The organism is Pseudomonas sp. FP818, assembly GCF_030687335.1.
Lineage (GTDB): Bacteria > Pseudomonadota > Gammaproteobacteria > Pseudomonadales > Pseudomonadaceae > Aquipseudomonas > Aquipseudomonas shahriarae.
Genome location: NZ_CP117427.1, coordinates 1,875,092 through 1,895,630, shown reverse-complemented (window position 1 = coordinate 1,895,630; position 20,539 = coordinate 1,875,092). Strand labels below are relative to the sequence as shown.

Genomic DNA, 20,539 nt, shown 5'->3' with positions numbered 1-20,539 from the left:
TATGAAGTAGCCGGCTAACACCCGGTTCAACCCTGCCCCCCGTGATCGACTAGAATGGCCGCCTTGTCTTTGCCGAGTTGCCCATGAACCCCGTACAGCCCAATGCCCAGCTCGACTGGGACGACCAGGGACGCCCACGCTCGCGGGTGTTCGACGACGTGTATTTCTCCGACAAGTCGGGCCTGGATGAAACCCGCTACGTGTTCCTCGAGCAGAACCGCCTGCAGGAGCGGTTTGCCGCGCTGCCCGTGGGCGGGCGCCTGGTAATCGGGGAAACGGGGTTTGGCACCGGGCTGAACTTCCTGTGTGCCTGGCAGCTGTTTGAGGAGCACGCGGTACCGGGCGCGCGCCTGCATTTTGTCAGCGTGGAAAAGTACCCGCTGCGCCACGCCGACCTGCAACGCGCCCTCGCCCTCTGGCCAGCGCTCAAGCCATTGGCTGACCAATTGCTGGCGCAGTACGTCGCCATTCATCAGGGCTTCCAGCGCCTGATCCTGGCGAACGGGCGCGTGACGCTGACCCTGCTGATCGGCGATGCCCTGGAGCAACTGCCGCAACTGGATGCGCAGATCGACGCCTGGTTTCTCGACGGTTTTGCCCCGGCGAAAAACCCCGACATGTGGACCGCCGAACTGTTCGCCGAGCTGGCACGGCTGGCGGCCCCGGGCTCGACCATCAGCACCTTTACCAGCACCGGCTGGGTGCGACGCCTGCTCAACAGCGCCGGGTTCAAGATGAAGCGCACACCGGGCATTGGTCACAAGTGGGAAATCCTGCGCGGCGAGTTTCTCGGTTGGCCGGCCGACGCGCCGCTACCGGCCCCGATCAAGCCCTGGTTCGCCAGGCCGACGGCCCTCAAGGGAGAGCGCCGCGCCCTGGTGATCGGCGGCGGCATGGCCGGCTGTACCAGTGCTGCGAGCCTGGCCGCACGGGGCTGGCAGGTGAGCCTGCTGGAACGCCATGAAGGCCTGGCCCAGGAGGCCTCGGGTAATCCGCAAGGGGTGCTCTACCTCAAGCTGTCAGCCCACGGCACCGCCTTGTCGCAGATGATTGTCAGCGGCTTCGGGCATACCCGGCGCCTGCTGGAACACCTGCAACGAGGGGTGGATTGGGACGCTTGTGGCGTGCTGCAACTGGCGTTCAACGCCAAGGAGGCCGAACGCCAGGCCCAATTGGCCCAGGCATTTGCTCCGGACTTGCTGCACCTGCTGGACAGGGATCAGGCCCAGGCCCGAGCCGGGGTCGGCCTGGCGTATGGCGGGCTGTTTTTCCCCGAGGGTGGCTGGGTGCATCCGCCCGCCCTCTGCCAGTGGCAGGCACGCCAGCCGGGCATCACCGTGCACGTGCTGCATGAAGCCCTGGAACTGCGCAAGGTAGACGAGCAATGGCAGGCCTGGGACGGTGACAGGTTGCTGGCCAGCGCCCCCGTGGTGGTGCTGGCCGGGGCGGCCGAGGTCAAGCGTTTTGCCGCCAGTGCCGAGCTGCCCCTTAAACGTATTCGCGGGCAAATCACCCGGTTGCCGCAGACCGCCGACAGCCAGGCGCTGGCCACGGTGGTCTGTGCCGAAGGCTATGTCGCGCCGGTCCGCCTGGGCGAACACACCCTGGGCGCCAGCTTTGATTTCAAGAGTGATGACCTGGCGCCGACCGCTGCCGAGCATGCCGGTAACCTGGCGCTGCTGCAGGAGATTTCCCCGGACCTGGCCCAGCGCCTGCGCGCCGACAGCCTGCCCCCACACACCCTGGAGGGGCGCGCCGCGTTTCGTTGCACCAGCCCGGACTATCTGCCGATTGTCGGGCCGCTGGTCGATCCCCAGGCGTTTGCCCAGGCCTATGACGCCCTGCGCAAGGACGCCCGGCATACGCCGGACATCGCCTGCCCATGGCTGGACGGCCTGTACGTCAACAGCGGCCACGGCTCACGGGGCCTGATCACCGCCCCCCTGTGCGCCGAACTGTTGGCCGCGTGGCTGGACAACGAACCGCTGCCCCTGCCCCGCAGTGTCGCCGAGGCCTGTCATCCGAGTCGCTTCGCCCTACGCGCGTTAATTCGCAGCAACGTGACGAAAAAACCTCAGTGAGCACTCCCTCAAACGGCCGGCGTTAGCTCGCAGGTGCCCAGGTCGTCGAGTTTCAACGCCTCATGGGTCAGGCGTTCAAGCTCGGCGAGCTCCGCCTTTTCCTGCTCATCCTGTATCTGGCTCATCTGACTCCGGTAGTCGGCGTCAGCCAGCGTCTCTCGCTGCGCCCACACCGCCTCGACGCGCTCACCGAAGGGCCGGTTCAGGGTGTCGAATGAACCGCTATGGATGCGCCGCAGATAACTGCTCCAAAACGGCAGCTTCACCACATACTTCAACAACTGCGGAGAAAGCTCAGCCATCTTCAACTGCATTTCAGCGAGCGTCAGCATATGCTCGGTCACCCCACCGAGACTGGCATAGCGCATATGGCGGGGTTGCCCGGGCAGATGAAAGCGCCCGGCCAACCCGGTGCGATAAGCCAGGCTGACCTCCAGCGGATCCAGCATCGGGTGCTCGGCGCTATGGCTGCGGGCCATATGCTCCAGTCGGTCGAGGCGAAACAACCCCTTGGCCAGCCTCAAGAGCGGCTTGGCCGTGACCTGACCGCCCACCACCCGCTGCGAAGCCTGGTGGATTTCAACCAGCACTTCCAGGTTACTGAAACTCACTGCAGCAGCATCATCACAGTTCAGGGGCGTGGCCGCCCGTTCAAAGATCTCTTCGCGCAGCCGGGCATCCATCGCCGCGGCGTCCAGCACGCGCCAGACCCGGCGGCCCATGTCCTCCTGCACGTGGGAGGTATCTGCGACACTGCCCAGGCCGGCCAGCAGCTTGAACAGAGCGTCGGAGCCCAGCTCATCCTTGAGTCCGGTCCAGGTCTCGACCCGCTCGGCGTAGCGCGCCATGCGCTCATCCCCCAACCATAAGTCCCGGGCGGTCTGCTCATTGAGCCGGGCGATATCGTCCTCCATAAAGCCCATGCCCACGCCAAGGGTGTCCCGGTAGTTCTGCAACAGCAGGCGGCTGGGGGAGTCCAGCGGGTTATGGCGCAGGTTGATGATTTCAGCGTGCTGGCGTGGCACCTCGAACAACCACTGCGGCAAGGTGGCGAGATCATTTTCCCGCAGGTCCAGGTGCTCCAGATAAGGCAGACGCATAAAGCCGGAGGGCAAGCGCTGAAGCCGGCAATTGCGCAAGACTAGGTGACGCAACTCAAACATGTTGCTGACCAGCGGCGGGTCTACCAGGGGGTTGTTGCTCAGGTCCAATACCGTCAACCCTCGCAGGTCACCGAGTTTGGTCCGCGTATATTCCGTCAGTTGCAGTTGGTTATTGGCCAGGTACAGCCGACGAAGGTGCTTCATCTGCTGCAGCACTTCCGGCAGTCGTGTCACCTGGTTGTCCGTCAACTCCAGAGTATTCAAGCCTTTGAAATGCTTGAGGAAGTAACCAACATCATCGTTGAGCCCCATGTTCCTTAACGACAACTGGCGAACATGCTCGAACTTGACTTCGGGCGGCAAGGTCGGCAATGCCCCGATCACCATGCCATCGAGGGAAAGATTCGGGACTTGCCGATGGGACTCATCCGGGATCAGCGAGGCATATTGCCAACTGCGCTCGATGAGCTGGACGGCCTGGTGACGGGCCAGGCGGTAGTCCCGCAGGGCAACGTCCGAGCGCCCCTGCCCGCCCCCCTCCCTGGCCCACACCTTGAGCGTTCGATGCAGTGCTTCATATTGCTGCTCAAGAGCACGCACGGCTTTGGCCCGGGACAGCGGATCGTGACCCAAGTCCTGCAAAAAGGTCGCTATGCGCCGCTCATCAAACAAGGGGTAGAGCTTGCGGACCTTGCGCACCAGGCCGGCGGGTTGTCGCGGCGGCTCCACGGGCATTGCTTGCACGCACGACACAGGCGGATCTTCGGGCACCGGCCGTTCCGGCCATAGATAACGGCTAATCCGGCGCCGCTCATCCTGGGCCTTGCCAATCAGGCTATTGCGCAAATGGCTGGCCCTGCCGCTCGCGGGCAACTGCAGCTGGTCGAGCTCAGCGGGGGGCAAACTGTTAAGCAACGCCTCATAGAACCCCTCCGGGCCCTCGGCCATCGGCCCCAGCGGCGCACCTTGTCCGTTGTAGGCGCGCCACCCCAGGTTCGACTGGACCAGCGTGCGAGTGGTGGCGGCAGATGCGTTGCCCACCTGCCCCATGACACTGCCGTCCAAGCTCTCCTGGCGTATTTGCATCAACACATCTTCGGGCCAGCCCGGAACCCGCGGCAGTAACCCCAGCGCTATACGCCGAGTGGCGTCGGTGGCCAGTTCCGGCAGGTACAGACCGCTCAGGGCATCGTCTTCGTTAAGTATTTCCAAGGTCTCCCGCACCCATTGGGCGATCCGCAAAGGCACCCGCCCGGTATCGCGCAGCCGCCAACGCTCGGCCGTGGAGGCCTGGGTCATGATTTCCCAGGCAAGCCGAATGGGCAGTTGCGGATAGCGATGCTTGAGCACGCCGTGATCGGTCTGGTCGGGAAAGTCGACATCGGCACGCAGCCTTTCGTAAACCGCCTGGTGATTGTCCTTGAGTGAAGCGGTCAGCCGCCGCGCCAGCACCTCTTGCGCCTCTTCTGGAGGGAAGGTGCCGCCGAGCAGGCGCGCGGTCTCCTCGGGGTCGAGGGCCTCCAGTAGGCTGGACAGGACTTGCCCGTGTTTCAGATGCCCCGTGGTGATGTGGATGCTCAGGTCTTCGTAGTCGAAAGGCGCGGTGTCGGGATGACGCTCCAGCAGGTACCCCTGCTCGTCCAGCAGTTCGAAAAACCGCCCCTGGGGCCAGCCTTCCATCAGCGGCAGGGCCAGCATCTGCACACGCGTGGTCGCCGCGTCGAGCGGTGCCTGATGCTCCATCTGCCAGATCAGGTCGCGAACCTCCTGATTCTGCCTGAAGCGCAGCGCACGTTCGCGCAAGCGCTCCGGCAATGGCAGGTTTTGCCTGGCTATTTGCTGCAGGCGGGGCAAGGTCGCGTCAGTGATGGCGGCGATATCCCGTAGATGCCCGGCTGGAAGGGTACCGAGGCTGGGGTCCAGTCGGCCCAGGACATAGTCCGGGTTCTGCCATTCTTGCGGTTGTTCGAACGAGAACTGCCAACCGCCCTGGTAGTTGTGGACCAGGGGCGGTCGATACGCTGAATCACGCTGCGGATGTCGGGCCCGCCAGCGGCCGGTACCGGAGTCAAAGACAACCGAGTAGGTCGAACCGTCGACATTGACGTAGGACTGGCCGTGAGCCTGGTAGACCCCACGGGGACTGGCAACCGTCCCTTCGAGCGAAACGGTGTGGCGGTACGGCTCGGTGCGGCTGCGCCACAAGCGCGTGGTTCTATCCGGCATGCGCACCGCCTCGAACCGTTCGTAAAACCCCGAAGCCGGCGGCGTGGTTCTCCAGAGCCGGCCGGCCACTTTTGCACCCGCCGCGAACAACGCCATGGCCGCGAGGTTCTCAGCAATGTTCGTCAGGTGCCGAAGGGCACCGAGTTTGTCCTGGTGTACCCAGTCATCCACCCCTTCGAACACTTCCCCAAGCAGTTGCCCGACCGCCACGCCCGTCATCAACTGGCCCAGTACCGGCACCACAAACGCGGCGACGTTGAGTACCGTCAAGCCCGCATCCAGGTAATCCTGGGTGCGCTGGCGGCGTGCGTCGTCATCGGCCTGGGCATTGGGAACGGCGAGCACACGGGCATCAATCTGGATTTTGCCGACACCGGCATTAAAAAAGAACGTCGAAAAATTATCCGTTACAGGTAGCGGTTCTACGCGCACCAGGAGGTTGTACTGCTCAAACCGCTGAAAAAAACCGAAACGCTCGGACTCGTCCAGGTAGCCCATGAAGAAGTGTCGATAACGACTCACGTGGAGCTTGAGGCTGAGGTAAAGCTTGAACTGCTCCAGGGACACGTAGCGGTACCACGGCCGCACGGGCTCATTGGGCATGTACACCACGATCGGGCCGTTGGAAAACCCCTCGGGGGAGGCGCCGGAAAACACCAGCACGCCCCACAGGCACGCCCCGTCGATGTTCAAGCCTTGCCAGGTCAGCGGTTGGTTGTTGAACCACAGTTGCCGGGTGCTGCTGGCGGGCATGTCCGCCTTGACCAGGCCCAGCAACAGCTCACGGGTCGGTTGATCAATATCGCCTTTGGCATAGGCGATCTGCAGGTCGATCAGCATATCCATGCACCGGGACTGACCCATCGTCCTCACCGCCGGGCTATAGCCGCCGTCCGGGTCCGTCAGGTTAAACACCTCGCGCACATGGGTTTGATAGGCCTCCCCCAGATTAAGCTCGCGGCAGTAGCCGATAAATGTCTGGGCGCTGATATCTTGCGCAACCCTGCGCTTAGCCCCAACGCGGACCACGGCATTGATCGGTATGCCTCCCGGTTCGGCCCCGGCCTGGGAAAAATTCTGCATCGCCGCTTGCAGCAGGCTGTGTTTCTCCAGAGTAACGGTCTGCACCAGCATGCCGCCCAGGTCCGGATTGACTCCCCTGAAGGTACGCCTAGGGAGCTCCAGCGAGTCGTTCTCGATATCCAGCTGGGTGTGGCCTTTGGCGGCCAGAAACGCCGTGAGGCGTTCGGCACAGAACGCGTCCAGAGGGGTCAGACGGCTCAGCAGCCGTTGCAGGTTTGCCTTGGGCCGCTCGCTGTCGGCATACGCCTGCTCTATGGCCTGGAGTGCCTGGGGATCGGCCTTGACCAGCCAGGCGGGCAACGTGTCATGCAAGACCTGCGCTTTATCCAGGTCGCCGGTGCTGTCCAGCAGCGCCTTCATCAATTCGTCCGAGGTCACAGGCTGCACAGCCTGGCTCAGCTTTGCTGTTTGCGTCATTCGCAACGGTCCTTAATCGCGTTGAACATGACGCATCACCATAAGCTCCCCTGCACCGCAGAAGGGTTCAAATAGCTGGGGGGTTGCCCTTGGAAACGCGCCACTATTTGCATCAGAGCCAGACCTAATTACCTCCACTTTGCCCCGCGCCCCACGGGCCGCAGAACGGCGTGCGCGGGGGAGCGGCCGTTTGCCATATAACTTATTGATCTAAAACTCCAGGTATAGCCTCGGGTCAGTCCTTGGGTACCCGCCGTTTTGGCGCGTGCCTTTTACCCCCTCCCCAACGGAAAAACCGGTAAGGACTTTATGTGCGGATTAGCTGGAGAACTGCGTTTCGATCATCAACCTGCCGACCTGGCAGCGGTGGAGCGAATCACCCATCACCTGGCACCACGCGGACCTGACGCGTGGGGCTTCCATGCCCAAGGGCCGATTGCCCTGGGCCATCGTCGCCTGAAAATCATGGACCTGTCGGACGGCTCGGCCCAGCCGATGGTCGACGCCCAACTGGGCCTGTCCCTGGCGTTCAACGGCGCGATCTACAACTTCCCGGAACTGCGCACCGAGCTTGAAGCCCTGGGCTACGCCTTCTATTCCGGCGGCGACACCGAAGTGCTGCTCAAGGGCTACCACGCCTGGGGCGAAGCCTTGCTGCCTAAGCTCAACGGCATGTTTGCCTTTGCCATCTGGGAGCGCGACAGCCAGCGCCTGTTCATCGCCCGCGACCGCCTGGGCGTCAAGCCGTTGTACCTGTCGCGCACCGGCCAGCGCTTGCGCTTTGCCTCGGCGTTGCCGGCGTTGCTCAAGGGCGGCGATATCAACCCGATCCTCGACCCGGTGGCGCTCAATCACTACCTGAATTTCCACGCCGTGGTGCCGGCACCGCGCACCTTGCTGGCGGGCATCGAAAAGCTGCCGCCGGCCACCTGGATGCGGATTGAGGCCAACGGCAAGACCGAGCAGAAAACCTGGTGGACCCTGCCCTACGGCCCCCATGACGATGAAAAACACCTGACCCTGGAAGACTGGACCGACCGCGTGCTCGACAGCACCCGCCAAGCCGTGGCGATTCGCCAACGCGCGGCGGTGGATGTCGGCGTGCTGCTGTCGGGCGGTGTGGATTCGAGCATGCTGGTGGGCCTGTTGCGCGAAGTCGGCGTACAGGATCTGTCGACCTTCTCCATCGGCTTCGAAGATGCCGGCGGCGAGCGTGGCGATGAGTTCCAGTACTCCGACCTGATCGCCAAGCACTACGGCACGCGGCACCACCAACTGCGTATCGCCGAAAGCGAAATCATCGAGCAACTGCCGGCCGCGTTCCGCGCCATGAGCGAGCCAATGGTCAGCCATGACTGCATTGCCTTCTATTTGCTGTCGCGGGAAGTGGCCAAGCATTGCAAGGTGGTGCAAAGCGGCCAGGGCGCCGATGAGCTGTTCGCCGGTTACCACTGGTACCCGCAAGTGGACGGCGCCAGTGACCCGTATGCGGCCTATCGCGAGGCCTTCTTCGACCGCAGCTACGACGACTACGCGGCCACCGTCGCCCCGCAATGGCTGACCGCCAATGACGCCGCCGGCGACTTTGTGCGCGAGCATTTCGCCCAGCCCGGCGCCGAGGCGGCTGTGGATAAGGCCCTGCGCCTGGACAGCACGGTGATGCTGGTGGACGACCCGGTCAAGCGTGTGGATAACATGACCATGGCCTGGGGCCTGGAAGCGCGCACGCCGTTTCTCGACTACCGCCTGGTGGAGTTGTCGGCGCGGGTGCCGGGCCAATTCAAGCTGCCGGACGGTGGCAAGCAAGTGCTCAAGGAAGCCGCGCGCCGGGTGATCCCCAGTGCGGTGATCGACCGTAAGAAAGGCTACTTCCCGGTGCCCGGCCTCAAGCATTTGCAGGGCGACACCCTGCACTGGGTGCGTGACCTGTTGCTGGACCCGAGCCAGGATCGTGGTCTGTTCAACCCGGCGATGCTCGACCGTCTGCTCACTGACCCCCAAGGGCAATTGACCCCGCTGCGCGGCTCCAAGCTGTGGCAATTGGCGGCGCTGAACCTGTGGCTCAGCGAACAAGGAATCTGATTGATGAAACCTCACGCCACGGCCTACAGCCAACGCCTGCTGCGCGGCCAGGCACCGTCCTACGAGCGCCTGCAAGCGCGCCTGGCCGAAGACGGCAGCGAACCCAGCGCCCAGCCCATCGCCGTGCATTGCGGATGGGGCCGCTTATTGATTGGCCATACCTTCCCCGACCCGGCGAGCCTGGCCCTGGAGCTGCTCAACGAGCAGCCCGGGGAACGGGATATCGCCCTGTATGTGGCCGCGCCCCAGCAGATCCTCGGGATTGATCCGCAACAGTTGTTCCTCGACCCCTCCGATACCTTGCGCCTGTGGTTCACCGACTACCGGCCGGCGACCCGGGTGTTCCGTGGCTTTCGCATTCGCCGGGTACAGAGCGAAGCCGACTGGCAGGCAGTCAATCGCCTGTACCAGGGGCGCGGCATGTTGCCGGTGGATGCCAACCTGTTGACCCCGCGCCATCAAGGCGGCCCGGTGTACTGGCTGGCCGAGGATGAAGACAGCGGCGCGATAATCGGCAGCGTCATGGGCCTCAATCACCATAAAGCCTTCCATGACCCGGAACACGGCAGCAGCCTCTGGTGCCTGGCCGTCGACCCGCAATGCTCGCGGCCCGGCGTCGGCGAAGTGCTGGTGCGCCACCTGATCGAGCACTTTATGAGCCGGGGCCTGAGTTACCTGGACCTGTCGGTGCTGCACGACAATCGCCAGGCCAAGAGCCTGTACGCCAAGCTCGGTTTTCGCGCCCTCACCACCTTTGCCATCAAGCGCAAGAACGGTATCAACCAGCCGCTGTTCCTTGGGCCGGGGCCGCAGGCGGGGTTCAATCCCTATGCACGGATCATTGTCGAAGAGGCGCACCGGCGCGGTATTGATGTGCAGGTGGACGATGCCGCAGCCGGGCTGTTCACCCTCAGCCATGGCGGGCGCCGGGTGCGCTGCCGGGAGTCACTGAGCGACCTGACCAGTGCGATCAGCATGAGCCTGTGCCAGGACAAGAGCCTGACCCACAAGGTCTTGAGCGCCGCCGGCTTGAAATTGCCAGCGCAACAACTGGCAGCCAACGCCGACGACAACCTGGAGTTTCTCGACGAACACCAGCGCATCGTGGTCAAGCCGCTGGACGGAGAACAGGGCCAGGGCGTGGCCGTGGACTTGCAGACCATCGAAGAAGTGCAAGGCGCCATCGAAGCGGCGCGCCAGTTCGACTCCCGGGTTTTGCTGGAGAGTTTCCACGAGGGCCTGGACCTGCGCATCCTGGTGATTGGTTTTGAAGTAGTAGCTGCCGCGATCCGGCGCCCGGCGCAGGTGATCGGCGACGGCAAGCACCGCGTCGGCGCCTTGATCGAAGTGCAGAGCCGACGCCGCCAGGCGGCCACAGACGGCGAGAGCAAGATCCCGATGGATGACGAAACCCTGCGCACCCTGAAGGCGGCAGGATATGACTACGACAGCATCCTGCCTTCGGGTGAAGTGCTGGCGGTACGGCGCACTGCCAACCTGCACACTGGGGGCTGCCTGGAAGATGTCACGGCGATTCTGCACCCGACGCTGGCGGATGCTGCCGTGCGTGCGGCGCGTGCCCTGGATATTCCGGTGGTCGGCCTCGACTTGATGGTGCCGGCCGCTGACCAGCCGGAGTACGTATTTATCGAAGCCAATGAACGGGCCGGCCTGGCCAACCATGAACCACAGCCCACGGCAGAACGGTTTGTGGATTTGTTGTTCCCCCACAGTCAAACCACGGCTTGAGACATGAGCTGACTGGACGGGCCTCATCGCGGGCAAGCCCGCTCCCACAGGTTGCTGTGTGAGCTGGCTTGCCTGCGATGAGGCCAGCCCGGCCAACAAATCCCCAAGCCCCTCATCGAAACCATCGATGCCCTCAACTCATCAGGAGTTTCCATGACCCGAGCCATCCCCGAACCGGATCTCAACTACCTGCAAAAAGTGCTGCTGGAAATGCTCGCCATCCCCAGCCCTACCGGGTTTACCGACACCATCGTGCGCTACGTCGCCGAACGCCTGGAAGAACTGGGCATCCCGTTTGAAATGACCCGGCGCGGTACGATCCGCGCCACCCTCAAGGGCCAGAAAAACAGCCCGGACCGTGCCGTCTCCGCGCACCTGGACACCATTGGCGCCGCCGTACGGGCGATCAAGGACAATGGCCGCCTGACCCTGGCCCCGGTGGGTTGCTGGTCCAGCCGCTTTGCCGAAGGCAGCCGCGTCAGCCTGTTCACCGACAATGGCGTGATCCGTGGCAGCGTGCTGCCGCTGATGGCCTCCGGGCATGCCTTCAACACCGCCGTGGATGAAATGCCGATCAGTTGGGACCATATCGAACTGCGCCTGGACGCCTACTGCGCCACCCGCGCCGATTGCGACTCCCTGGGGATCAGCGTCGGTGACTTCGTGGCGTTCGACCCGCTGCCGGAATTCACCGAAAGCGGCCATATCAGCGCCCGCCACCTGGACGACAAAGCCGGGGTCGCAGCCTTGCTGGCGGCGCTCAAGGCCATCGTCGACAGCGGCGAACCGTTGCTGATCGACTGTCATCCGCTGTTCACTATCACTGAAGAAACCGGCAGCGGCGCGGCGGCGGCCCTACCCTGGGATGTCAGCGAGTTCGTCGGCATCGACATTGCCCCGGTCGCCCCCGGCCAGCACTCCAGCGAACATGCGGTGAGCGTGGCGATGCAGGATTCCGGCGGCCCTTACGACTATCACCTGTCCCGGCACCTGCTGCACCTGGCGGCGGAAAACGACCTGCCAGTACGCCGTGACCTGTTTCGCTACTACTTCAGCGACGCGCACTCGGCGGTCACCGCCGGCCACGATATCCGCACCGCGTTGCTGGCCTTTGGCTGCGATGCGACCCATGGTTACGAGCGCACCCATATCGACAGCCTGGCGGCCTTGAGCCGCCTGCTGGGCGCCTACATCCTCAGCCCGCCGGTATTTGCCAGCGATGCGCAACCGGCCCAGGGTTCCCTGGACCGCTTCAGTCATCAACTGGAACACGAAACGCAAATGGAGAGTGACACCCGCGTGCCCTCGGTGGACAGCCTGATCGGGCAGAAATCCTGAGGCTGGCAACTATGATCCCGGCACAGTAGGATCGCCGGGATCCACCATTTGAGGCTTGTATGCTGATTCCCTACGATGCACTTGAAGTCGACACCCTGACCCGCCTCATTGAAGACTTCGTGACCCGCGACGGCACCGACAACGGCGACGACACGCCCCTGGAAACCCGCGTACTGCGCGTGCGCCAGGCGTTGACCAAGGGTCAGGCGCTGATTGTTTTCGACCCTGAAAGCGAGCAGTGCCAGTTGATGCTCAAGCACGACGTGCCCAAGCACCTGTTCGACTAAGGGTTGGGCACCGCCACCGCCTGCCCCTGCAGGCGGCGGATCTTTTCGTAGACCTCCGCCCGGTGCACATTGACCCCTGCGGGCGCTTGCACACCGAGTTTCACCTGGAGGCTGTTGACCTCCAGGATCCGCAGGGTGATGTGATCGCCGATGGAAATGATTTCGCCTACCGCGCGGCTAAGTACCAGCATGGCGTGTGTCCTTTGGAAAGTTACCGGACCGCGACCATGCGCCCTCCCCTACGAGCCATCAATGACCTGCCAGATAAACAGATCCGCCCTACAATCCAGGGTTGGATTTACTGACAGACGAATATCAAACAGCCCAGTAGGAGCGCAAAAATATAAACGCATTGTTTATATCCCTCAGCCTTTGACCGACTGAGCCTTGGCGCGCATTTTTTCCGACATGCTGGTCATCTCGTCATACAGCAATTGCGGGTTTTTCTGTTTCAGCGCCCAGGCCATGCGTCCCTGTTCGTGGGGCAGGATCATGAACTCACCGGCGGCCACACGCTGGTAGATGTAATCGGCAATGTCTGCCGCACTGATCGGCGAGCTTTCCAGCAGTTTGCCAACCTGGGCCTTCATCGCCGGGGTGGGGCCGCGGAACGAGTCCAGCAGGTTGGTCTGGAAGAACGACGGGCACACCACGTGCACCCCGACTTCCTGCTGCTTGAGCTCCACCAGCAGGCTTTCCGAAAGCGCCACCACACCGGCCTTGGCCACGTTGTAGTTACTCATGGCCGGGCCTTGCATCAGGGCCGCCATGGAGGCGATGTTGATGATCCGGCCCTTGCTCTTTTCCAGCAGCGGCAGGAAGGCCTTGCAGCCCTTGACCACCCCCATCAGGTTGATTGCGATCTGCCAGTCCCAATCCTCCAGGGACAGCTCGCTGAAGAACCCACCAGAGGCGACCCCGGCGTTGTTGACGATCACGTCGATGCCGCCCAGCTTGACCTCGCAGGCCTGGGCAAAGGCGGTGAGCTGGCTGTAGTCACGCACGTCACAGCGCTGGATAAACCCGTCGCCACCGGCCTGGCGCACCCGCGCGAGGGTTTCCTGCAAGCCCGGCTCGCTGACATCCGACAAGGCCAGCTGCCAGCCCTCGCGGGCCCAGCGCAGAGCGATTTCGCGACCCAGGCCGGATCCGGCGCCAGTGATCATCATGCGATTTTGCATAGGAAGTAGCCTTGTGATTCAGGGAAGAAGTACGCGCCAGTGTAGCGAAGGTTATTCACCGCCCCATGCACCATCAAGTTGCTGAATGCCCGGGGCAAACCAAAGGCCCGGTCGGATGCCGGGGCGTGGGGTAAGTTCAATCTTTTTAAACTAAGTGCGCAACAACACAACAATTAAAAACGAAATAAGCCAGCGGCCAAATCGGATTAAAAAAACAGGGAATTTTCTGCAAAGTGCAGGAGTCGGATTGATTAAGGCGGCCGTTTTAAAGGTGCGGCTCTGACAATTAACAATCAGGTCTTTTCAGAAGACGAATAAGGAAAACAAACTATGAGCCTCATTCTTATCATTGTTCTGATCCTCCTGCTGGTCGGCGGCCTGCCGGTATTCCCGCACTCGCGTAACTGGGGTTATGGGCCGTCGGGTATTCTCGGTACGGTGCTGGTGGTGCTGTTGATTCTGTTGTTGCTGGGCAAGATATAACCCCCCAGCGTTAAAAAAGATGCAAAAAAAAGAGGCCTTGAAGAAGGCCTCTTTTTTATTGCCGGGCGATTAGTCCGGCTTGCCGTCTACCACGCCTGCGGTGTTATCCAGCAGGCTCTTGGTCGCGGTTTGCAGGAACGACTCAAGTTTCTGCTTGAGTTGCGCCTCATCCGCCGACTCGGGAATCACCTTGCCGGTCGGGTTGGCGCCCAGTTCGTATTGCCACAGTTTCGGTGGCATTTCCTTGGGCAGTACCAACACACGGTCGGCAGTGAGCAACGCCACGGTCTGGTCGCTGCCCGAGGGCTTGATCACGCCAAAGCCCTTGTCGCCTTCCGGCAAGTTGAGCAGGTCGCGGCCCCAGCACTGGTGGCGGGTTTCACCGCCCAGGCGGCCCATGATGGTCGGCACGATGTCGATCTGCGTTCCCACGGTGTGGTCACGCACGCCGAACTTGTCCTGCACGCCCGGTGCGATCAACAGCAGCGGCACGTTGAAGCGCCCCAGGTCCATTTCGGTGATCTGTTGCTCGTTACCGAAACCATGGTCGCCGACGATCACAAACAGGGTGTCCTTGAAGTACGGCTCCTTACGGGCCTTCTCGAAGAACTGGCCCAGGGCCCAGTCGGAGTAGCGCATGGCCGTCAAATGCTCGTTGAGACGGCCACGATCAGTCACCGGCGCGACCGGCAACGGCGTCGGCAAGGCATACGGCGTGTGGTTGGACAGGGTTTGCAGCAGGGCATAGAACGGCTTGCCGCCTTCGCGCGCCTTCAGCTCCTGCAGGCCCCGGTCGAACATGTCCTGGTCGGACACGCCCCAGGTCGGATCGGAGAACACCGGGTCGACGAAATCCTTGCGGCCAATGAAGTTGGTCATGCCCTGGTTGCTGAAGAAGCCCGACTGGTTGTCCCAGGCGAAGTCGCCGTTGTAGACATACACGTCGTCAAAATCACGGGCGCTGAGCAACTGCGGCAAGCCCGACAGCTTGTGGCTGCCTTCCGGGGTCTGCATCAGGTATTCGAAGCCTGGCAGGTTCGGGAAGCAGGCCATGGTGGCGAACATGCCCTGGTGGGTATGGGTGCCATTGGAGAAGAAACGGTCGAACAGCAGGCCTTCCTTGGTCAACTCGTCGAAGTACGGCGTGATTTTGCCGCCACTGCCCAGGGCGCCCACCGAGTGACCGGCGAAGCTTTCCATCAGGATCACCACGACGTTCTTGATCGGCAGGGTCTTCTCGGCCGGCGGCGTGAAGTCACGGCGCACGGCGGCGGTGTCGGTATCCACCAGTTTTTCGTCAGGCAGCACCAGCATGTCACGCACGGTCTGGGTCGCCAGCGGCTGCTCCAGGGTGGCTTTCCAGACGTTCTCGCGATGCTCGGAGAAGCGCGCCTTGGCTGCACCGATCAGCGACAACGTACCGTTGAGGCCCAGGTGGTTGGCGAAGTTCGAGTCGGTGGTGTACACGTCACCCCAACGCAGTGGCGGACCCTGGCGCAGGGTGCCACGCGCGGCGACCACGGCAATCAGCAGGCACACCACGAACACCGCGATGCGGCTGTACCACGGCGCGACCTGGCGGGTGCCGACGGTGCCACCGCTGAACGGGCCACGGGGGCGCGTCGCACGGTCGGCGCCCTTGAAGGCGATGCTCAGGATAAAGGTACCGACGGCCCAGCCCAGCAGGTAGCGCACCACCGGGAAACCGTACCAGAGCATGCTCATCACGGTTTTCGGGTCTTCCTTGACGTACTGGAAGACCAGGCCGTTAAGGCGCTGGTGGAACTCGCGGTAGAAGTCCATCTCCATCAGGCCAAGGAACAGCGCGCTGCTGGAGACCACGGTCAGCCACAACCGGAAGAACCCACGGGCGGCCATGGCGCGCACGCTGAACAGGGCCAGGATCAGCGGGATGCTCAGGTACACCACCAGGCGCAAGTCCAGGCGCAGGCCATTGACGAACGCTTCAAGGAAGGTCGAGGCCGGGGTGTCGAGCATCATGTCGCTGTTGTACACCAACAGTCCCAGGCGCAGCAGGGAGAGCATCACCATCATGACCAGGGCGCAAAGCAGCGTGTAGGCCAGGTGGGACTTGACGGTCGGTTGCAGCAGACGAGTAGAAGCTCGCTGCTGATTCAGGGCGTCCGGGTTTGCCATGTTGTTTGAGGACCCATTGGAGGTTTAAGTGACGAAAGAATGCAGCGGCGTCCTGCCCCGGCCAGTAAAGGCACAGGGGTCCAGGGTATTACGCAGTGGGCAGATGCTGCCCGATCAACGTCGTCAACGCTATCGATTACTCATCGCGCAGCGCTCCTGTCGGCACAGACTGACCGAGGCAGGAAAATAAAGCGGGGGAATTGTCTTGGATGAAGTGTGAAAATTTTGTGCAGCGAATAGATGGACACAAAAATCTACAGGACACGCCGCAGACAAATGTGGGAGCGAGCTTGCTCGCGACAGCGGTGTGTCAGCCAATCAATCTGGTACTGATACACCGCTGTCGCGGGTAAGCGCGCTCCCACATTATTTACATGCTTGTGCCCGCAGAGGATCAGAGCCGCACGTTGCCCCGTGGCCCGGCGATGGCCCAGATAATCAGGCCCAATACCGGCAACAGCAGGATCAACAGGATCCACAACACTTTGGCCCCGGTGCTGGCGCCGCTTTTGAACACGTTGATGATCGCCCAGATATCCAGTGCCAGGATGATCAACCCGATCAGACCATTAAATGTGGAACCCATGGTGTCGCTCCTAAGTGAGGGCTTGCCTGTTTAGGATAGCCAGCCCTGGCCAGGGTTCCGTTTTATTTCAGACGTGGACGGCAATGCGCAGGGCTTCCAGGGACGGTTCGCCCTTGATCCCGACTTCGGCACACAATTCCAGCACCCGCGGCACGTCATTGCCATAGACCAGCACGGCCTGGATTTCGTCATCGAGCAACTGGCTGAAATTCATCAGGGTGTAGCCGCCGTTTTCCGGGTTCATGGCGCCGAGCTGGATCTGGATGCGATTAAGGGCCGTCAGCGCCTCGGTCTTGGCCAACTGCTTGGGCTTGAGGTTGAACGCAACGTCGGGACCAAAGGAAGCAACGATCTGGGCGAACAGATCCTGGTAGGTGTCGGCCTGGAACAGCACCGTTTCCGGCAGGCTGCCGACCACAATCCACTCGCCCAGCGGGATGGGGAAGGTGTCGTCGTAGTTGATATCAGGGTTGGCCGCCAGGAACCCATCGGCATCGGCGTAGGCCTGGCTGGCCTCATCGGCGATCCGCACGATCTCGGCGTCGCCCAGGCAACCGGAACTGATTTTAGTGATGAGTTCGACGAGCGCGGTGTTCATGGGCGAATCCTGTGGCAAGGCTGATTTTGAGGGCGCAAAGCCTACACCAGTTTTTGCAACTGCGCCGTCGTATCCGCTGCCCCCATGGTCTGGGCCGCCACCAGGGCCGTTACCCCCTGGGCATCCGTGGCCTTGGGGTTGGCCCCTACGCTGATCAGGTACTCGACCATTTCGGTGCGATTGAACATCGCCGCCATCATCAGCGCCGTGCGGCCATCGGCAGAGGCGCCGTCAACCGGGGTGCCGCCTTCAATCAACGCCTTGACCACCGCCAGGTTGCCCTTGAACGCTGCACCGGCAATCGGCAGTTGGTTCTTGTCGTTGGCGATCTGCGGATCGGCCTTGAACTCCAGCAGCACTTTCACCGCCTCGGCGTGCCCGTGATAGGCGGACAACATCAACAAGGTATCGCCATTGTGATTGCGCAGATTCACCGGCAAGCCCTTGGCCAGCAGCGCAGCCAGCATGGCGGCATCACCGCGGCGGGCCACGTCGAAGACCTGCTCGGCAAATTCGGCGGCTTCTTCTTCGGTCATTTGTTTGGCTTGATCAGACATCTGCGGCTCCCTGTGAGGTGTGGCGTAAGGCCGTCAGTTTCCCGAGCAGCGCCGCGCCTGTCACCCCTTTTTTGCCGAAAGCCACAATAGCCAGGTTCTATCGAGCCGCCCTAGTAGCGATATTTTCCGCTCTGGATATCCGCCAGCACCTGCACGGTCACGGGCACATAGGTATCGCTGCCCGGTAACCAGGCGTAGAGCGGATCGTCCCCCACCTTGTGCGGGTCGAAGGCCTCTTCCTTAAGACGGACCTTCTGGTACTTAAAGGTGCCGGTGGTTTCCATCTTCACCTTGACCCGCAGGAACAGCGGCACCGCATAGGCCGGCATCTGGCTCTGGGCGAATTGCAGCAACGCCTGCATATCCAGGGTGGCCAGGGATTCGGACGGGGTAATCGCCGCCATCCCGGCGCGGCCATTGGTGTTGGCGATTTCCACGCCGTAGGCCACCGCCTCGGTGATCTGCGGGTGCTGCATAAAGATGTTTTCCACCTCGGTGGTGGAGACGTTCTCGCCCTTCCAGCGATAGGTGTCGCCCAGGCGGTCCACGAACTGCGCATGGCCAAAGCCAATGCTGCGCAACAGATCGCCGGTGTTGAAGTAGCGGTCGCCCTTTTCGAACACGTCGCTCAAGACCACCTTGCGGTTCTTTTCCGGGTCGGTGTAGCCATCGAACGGCGCCTTGTCGTCGATCCTGGCCAGCAGCAGGCCCTGGCCGCCCTTCTGCACTTCACGCATAAAACCATTGCTGCCACGGATCGGCTCGCAAGTGTCGTGGGCGTAGTCCACCAGCGCCCAGTGCATCAGGGAAAAGCCGATGGTGTTGTCGAAATTCAGCACGTTGGTGAAGCCGATATTGCCGTCACTGGCGGCGTACAACTCGCAGATATGCCCCACACCAAAACGCTCCTTGAACGGCCCCCACACTCCCGGACGCAAGCCGTTGCCGATCATCTTCACCACTCGGTTGTCGCGGTCGCGTTCGCTGGGCGGCTGGTCCATCAGGTAGCGGCATAATTCGCCGACATAGCCCAGGGTGGTCGCGTTGAATTTGCGCACATCGTCCCAGAACTGGCTGGCGCTGAATTTGCGGCGGATGGCAAACCCCGACGCGCCGGCAATCGCCGAGCCCCAGCACACACAGAGCCCGGTGGCGTGGTACAGCGGCAGAGTGCAATAGACGACGTCCTCCGGCCCCATATCCAGGGCGATGGTGCCGAAGCTGGCCGAGGATTTCATCCAGCGCCCATGCTTGAAGATACCTGCCTTGGGCAAACCGGTGGTGCCGGAGGTGTAGATATAGAAGCACGGGTCGTTGAAGTAGATCTGTTGGCTGCTGGCCGGGTTATCCGTGGAACAGTCTGCGCTGGCGGCCATCAGGTCGATATAGCCCTGGGGCACAGGCGCCACCTGTTGATCGGCGACATACCAGGTGCGCTGCGGATCAATCGCCACCTGCTCACGTACCGCGTCGTAGGCGTCGACCAGTTCGGCGCCGACCACAATTGCCACCGGGTTGACCAGGGTCAGGCTATGCACCAGCACCGCCTGGGTCTGCGCGGTATTGAGCATGGCGCAGATGCCGCCGACCTTGGCCACCGCCAGCACGGTCAACAGCAGTTCGGGACGGTTTTCAATAAACAGCGCGACCACATCACCCTTGCCAATGCCTTGGGCCTGCAGATGATGGGCGATGCGATTGGCGTGCTGGTTGGCCTGGCGGTAGCTGAGCACCTGGTCGCCAAACAACAGCGCGGCGCCTTCGGGGTTGCGCTGGGTGGCCTGTTCGAAGGTCCAGCCCAGGCCGCACGGCTGGTCGGGGTCAGTGATATTGGCGACACGGATACCGCGCACCAACCGTGGCAGGGCCCGGACAATGGTCGGCACCTTACGCAACATCATGCCGAGGGTAATCATCTCGCTATGGGGATTGCTCATGCACAGAAGTCCTTTTTCTTATTATTCGTAGGGTCCACGGGCCTTCATGCGGTGTAGGACCACTCCTGAATGCCTTGCAGGAAAATACGCCAGCCATTCCTTGGCTGTACACGCGGGATTTGCAATGTTTTGTATCCCAGGCACCGGTGACGCACGATACCGTTCGTCATCGCCCAATAGCGCAAAATGCAGGATGCACGATGGCCATTCATGCATATTGCACGAAAGTGAAAAGTTCTATTTTTTGTAAGTCACTGACTTATAAGGTTTTTGTATAAGTCGCGATACTGGCACAATCACTGCACCTATCACTCCATGCCGCACAACACGAGCCAATGGAGCCGATAGACATGAGCCTGATCCAAGATAAATTCGCTTCTGTATTCTCCAACTACGACGTCACCACCCAGGCACGTCCTGACGGTGGGATCCTGCTGACCCTGCGCAACACCGAAGGCAAGCAGATCAAACGCTCGATCTCGTACCAGCAGCTGCACACTGCCGACCAACTGACCTGGGTCATCAGCGCTATCCGCCGCGACCTGGCAGAACAAGCCAGCGAGTTGCCGCAGATTTCGATGTTGCAAAGCCAGCACCGCTTTGCCCTGCCGACCTACCATTCGGCATAAGTACCACTGCGTTTCCCAGGGCCGTGAAGCCATTGCGCTTCACGG

The 20,539-nt window shown here is 62.0% G+C and carries 15 protein-coding genes; 7 read left to right on the top strand and 8 right to left on the bottom strand.

Annotated elements, in window-relative coordinates:
* The first annotated feature begins 83 nt into the window (after window positions 1-83).
* Window positions 84-2,081 carry a bifunctional tRNA (5-methylaminomethyl-2-thiouridine)(34)-methyltransferase MnmD/FAD-dependent 5-carboxymethylaminomethyl-2-thiouridine(34) oxidoreductase MnmC gene (gene mnmC, locus PSH80_RS08780; RefSeq protein ID WP_057958884.1) on the top strand — a complete coding sequence of 666 codons (1,998 nt, stop codon included), beginning with the start codon at window positions 84-86 and terminating at the stop codon, window positions 2,079-2,081.
* Window positions 2,082-2,089: 8 nt separating this feature from the next.
* On the opposite strand, the gene PSH80_RS08775 is transcribed toward mnmC, so the two are convergent.
* Window positions 2,090-6,910 carry an NEL-type E3 ubiquitin ligase domain-containing protein gene (locus tag PSH80_RS08775; RefSeq protein WP_216312410.1) on the bottom strand — a complete coding sequence of 1,607 codons (4,821 nt, stop codon included), beginning with the start codon at window positions 6,908-6,910 and terminating at the stop codon, window positions 2,090-2,092.
* A gap of 309 nt (window positions 6,911-7,219) precedes the next feature.
* Here PSH80_RS08775 and PSH80_RS08770 point away from each other — a divergent pair, with 309 nt between their 5' ends.
* The 4 genes from PSH80_RS08770 (at window position 7,220) to PSH80_RS08755 (ending at window position 12,366) form a co-directional block, all read left to right on the top strand.
* Window positions 7,220-8,992, top strand: coding sequence for an N-acetylglutaminylglutamine amidotransferase (locus PSH80_RS08770; protein WP_057958882.1), 1,773 nt, complete (start codon window positions 7,220-7,222; stop codon window positions 8,990-8,992).
* A gap of 3 nt (window positions 8,993-8,995) precedes the next feature.
* Window positions 8,996-10,741: an N-acetylglutaminylglutamine synthetase gene (gene ngg, locus PSH80_RS08765; protein ID WP_128593835.1), complete on the top strand. Its 1,746-nt coding sequence runs from the start codon at window positions 8,996-8,998 to the stop codon at window positions 10,739-10,741.
* Window positions 10,742-10,894: 153 nt separating this feature from the next.
* Window positions 10,895-12,079: an osmoprotectant NAGGN system M42 family peptidase gene (locus PSH80_RS08760; protein ID WP_120732323.1), complete on the top strand. Its 1,185-nt coding sequence runs from the start codon at window positions 10,895-10,897 to the stop codon at window positions 12,077-12,079.
* Window positions 12,080-12,138: 59 nt separating this feature from the next.
* Window positions 12,139-12,366 carry a YheU family protein gene (locus tag PSH80_RS08755; protein WP_003192759.1) on the top strand — a complete coding sequence of 76 codons (228 nt, stop codon included), beginning with the start codon at window positions 12,139-12,141 and terminating at the stop codon, window positions 12,364-12,366.
* On the opposite strand, the gene csrA is transcribed toward PSH80_RS08755, so the two are convergent.
* Complete coding sequence (gene csrA, locus PSH80_RS08750) at window positions 12,363-12,557, bottom strand: carbon storage regulator CsrA (RefSeq protein ID WP_057440758.1); 195 nt, start codon at window positions 12,555-12,557, stop codon at window positions 12,363-12,365. The two genes, PSH80_RS08755 and csrA, sit on opposite strands and share 4 nt — an antisense overlap.
* A gap of 174 nt (window positions 12,558-12,731) precedes the next feature.
* Window positions 12,732-13,547, bottom strand: a complete 816-nt coding sequence (locus PSH80_RS08745; protein ID WP_057440755.1) for an SDR family oxidoreductase — start codon at window positions 13,545-13,547, stop codon at window positions 12,732-12,734.
* A 330-nt stretch (window positions 13,548-13,877) separates the two neighbouring features.
* Here PSH80_RS08745 and PSH80_RS08740 point away from each other — a divergent pair, with 330 nt between their 5' ends.
* A complete protein-coding gene (locus PSH80_RS08740) occupies window positions 13,878-14,030 on the top strand; it encodes a DUF3309 family protein (RefSeq protein ID WP_032863216.1) in 153 nt (50 codons plus the stop codon).
* Between the two features lie 69 nt (window positions 14,031-14,099).
* Here PSH80_RS08740 and PSH80_RS08735 read toward each other — a convergent pair whose 3' ends face one another.
* The 5 genes from PSH80_RS08735 to PSH80_RS08715 all read right to left on the bottom strand — a co-directional run bounded on the left by PSH80_RS08735 (window position 14,100) and on the right by PSH80_RS08715 (window position 19,865).
* Window positions 14,100-16,187, bottom strand: coding sequence for an LTA synthase family protein (locus PSH80_RS08735; RefSeq protein WP_120732321.1), 2,088 nt, complete (start codon window positions 16,185-16,187; stop codon window positions 14,100-14,102).
* Window positions 16,188-16,581: 394 nt separating this feature from the next.
* Window positions 16,582-16,773, bottom strand: a complete 192-nt coding sequence (locus tag PSH80_RS08730) for a PLDc N-terminal domain-containing protein (protein WP_015885097.1) — start codon at window positions 16,771-16,773, stop codon at window positions 16,582-16,584.
* A gap of 67 nt (window positions 16,774-16,840) precedes the next feature.
* A complete protein-coding gene (locus PSH80_RS08725; protein WP_057440752.1) occupies window positions 16,841-17,371 on the bottom strand; it encodes a hypothetical protein in 531 nt (176 codons plus the stop codon).
* A gap of 41 nt (window positions 17,372-17,412) precedes the next feature.
* Window positions 17,413-17,928, bottom strand: a complete 516-nt coding sequence (locus tag PSH80_RS08720) for an ankyrin repeat domain-containing protein (protein WP_057440749.1) — start codon at window positions 17,926-17,928, stop codon at window positions 17,413-17,415.
* 110 nt (window positions 17,929-18,038) lie between these two features.
* Complete coding sequence (locus PSH80_RS08715; protein ID WP_169989370.1) at window positions 18,039-19,865, bottom strand: long-chain-acyl-CoA synthetase; 1,827 nt, start codon at window positions 19,863-19,865, stop codon at window positions 18,039-18,041.
* Window positions 19,866-20,215: 350 nt separating this feature from the next.
* Between PSH80_RS08715 and PSH80_RS08710 the strand changes: the two genes are divergently transcribed.
* The gene (locus tag PSH80_RS08710; RefSeq protein ID WP_029300345.1) at window positions 20,216-20,494 is read left to right on the top strand and encodes a DUF3509 domain-containing protein; all 279 of its coding nucleotides are present in this window, start codon (window positions 20,216-20,218) and stop codon (window positions 20,492-20,494) included.
* The last annotated feature ends 45 nt before the right edge of the window (window positions 20,495-20,539 follow it).